Origin of the sequence: Streptomyces sp. NPDC059957 (genome assembly GCF_042730015.1) — a bacterium.
Taxonomy (GTDB): Bacteria; Actinomycetota; Actinomycetes; order Streptomycetales; family Streptomycetaceae; genus Streptomyces.
Window position 1 is genome coordinate 748 of sequence record NZ_JBHWMB010000106.1, and the last position, 1,954, is coordinate 2,701.

The 1,954-nt window shown below is 72.3% G+C and carries 2 protein-coding genes and 1 pseudogene; 1 reads left to right on the forward strand and 2 read right to left on the reverse strand.

Going from position 1 to position 1,954, the window contains the following annotated elements; translation table 11 throughout:
- Positions 1-152: 152 nt before the first annotated feature.
- The gene (locus tag ACFWBW_RS38455) at positions 153-1,004 is read left to right on the forward strand and encodes a PRD domain-containing protein (protein ID WP_385383401.1); all 852 of its coding nucleotides are present in this window, start codon (positions 153-155) and stop codon (positions 1,002-1,004) included.
- A gap of 55 nt (positions 1,005-1,059) precedes the next feature.
- On the opposite strand, the gene ACFWBW_RS38460 is transcribed toward ACFWBW_RS38455, so the two are convergent.
- Positions 1,060-1,746: a response regulator gene (locus ACFWBW_RS38460; protein WP_385383404.1), complete on the reverse strand. Its 687-nt coding sequence runs from the start codon at positions 1,744-1,746 to the stop codon at positions 1,060-1,062.
- A pseudogene (locus ACFWBW_RS38465) lies at positions 1,743-1,954 on the reverse strand (sensor histidine kinase); the annotation flags it as partial. The pseudogene ACFWBW_RS38465 and the gene ACFWBW_RS38460, both read right to left, overlap by 4 nt.

Sequence of the window (1,954 nt, forward strand, 5' to 3'; positions counted from 1 at the left end):
GACAACCACCACCCCACTTCCCCTGAAGGCACGCCTCACCTTGTCATCCGCCCCCGCGTCGGACCGGTTCGGGGGAGAGGGTGGCGCACGCGTGCCAGACAATGCGGGATCATTGGGCAGAACCGGACCGCGAACGAGAAGGAGAGCAGGCGTTGAAGGCGCTGCGTGTCCTCAATAACAACGTGGTCCTCGCGCGCGACGACAAGGGCCAGGAGGTCATCCTCACCGGGCGCGGCATCGGGTTCAGCTCCCGGCAGGGCAAGCCCGTCGACCCCGCGCTCATCGTGCGCGTCTTCGTCCCGGCGGACGGCCGTGACCCCGACCACCTGAGCGAGGTCCTCGCGCTCATCGACGAGGAGGTCCTGCGGGCCGTCGTGATCGCCCTCGACGAAGCGGGCATCGAGGGACGCGAGTCCATCCGGCCGACCCTCGCCATCGCCGTCGCCGACCACGTGACCGGCGCGCTCGACCGGGCCGCGCGCGGCATCGTCATCGAGTACCCGCTGCGCGCGGAGGTCCAGGCCCTGTACGCCTCCGAGTACGCCCAGGCGCAGCGCCTGCTGGAGGCGATCAACGAGCGCCTGGACCCGCGGCTGGAGGACTCCGAGGCGATCGCGCTCGCGCTGCACCTGGTCAACGCGGGCTTCGCCACGGGCGACCTGTCCTTCACGTACACGATGACCGGGGTCATCCAGCAGATGCTCGCCGTCGTGCGGGAGCGGTACGGGCTGTCGGTGTCCCAGGAGTCCATGAGCGCGGCGCGGTTCATCACCCACGTGCGCTACCTGTTCGTGCGCATCCAGCAGCACCGGCAGCTGAAGGGTCACGAGACCACGATCGGCGAGGGCATCCGCAGGCACTACCCGGAGGCGACCCGCACCGCGCAGCAGTTGGCGACCATCGTCGAGCTGCGTCTGGGCGAGCACCTGAGCGAGGACGAGGTCTCCTACCTGGCGCTCCACGTGGCCCGCATGACCACGGAGCCGGACGGCACCGCCGCATAGGCCGCAACCGGGGCCGGACGGCACCGCCGCCTACGCCGCACACGCCGTCCGGGCCTCACCCCGGAGGCGCGACGAGGCCGAACTCGTACGCGAGGATCACGAGGTGGACCCGGTCGCGCGCGTCGAGTTTGGTGAAGAGCCGTGAGAGGTGGGCCTTCGCGGTGGCCACGCTGATGGTGAGCTCCCCGGCGATCTCCGCGTTGGACAGGCCGCGGCCGACCAGGGTCAGGACCTCGCGCTCCCGGTCCGTGACGCCGCCCGCCACCGCCCGGCCGGCTCCGGGGCGTCCCCCCGGACCGACGCCGGGGGAGGGGCCGGGCCGCGCCGCGAACTCCTCGATGAGGCGGCGCGTGACGCTCGGCGCGATGAGGGCGTCCCCCGCGGCGACGACCCGGACTCCGTCGAGGATGGACTCGAGCGGCTGGTCCTTGACGAGGAAGCCGCTCGCCCCGGCGCGGAGCGCACCGTAGACGTACTCGTCGTCGTCGAAGGTGGTGAGGACCAGGACGCGGGTCGTCGAGCGCGGATCCGCGTCGATCCGCCGGGTGGCCTCGATCCCGTCCGTGCCGGGCATCCGGATGTCCATGATGGCCACGTCCGGCCGCAGCCGCGCCACCAGTTCCACGGCGTCGGCGCCGTTCCCGGCCTCCCCGACCACCTCCAGGTCGGGGGTGTCGGCGATGAGGACGCGCAGGCCCGTACGGATCAGCGGCTGGTCGTCGATCAGCACGACACGGATCACCGGCCCGCCTCCACCGGTATCGGCAGCACGGCCGCCACCCGGAAGCCGCCGTCCGGGAGCGGCCCGGCGCTGAACTCGCCGTGCAGCAGCCCGACGCGCTCCCGCATGCCGACGATGCCGTACCCGGATCCTCCGACGCTGCCCCCGCGGCCGCGGTCGACGACCTTGACGGCCAGCTCGTCACCGCGGTGGTCGACCGTCACGGTGC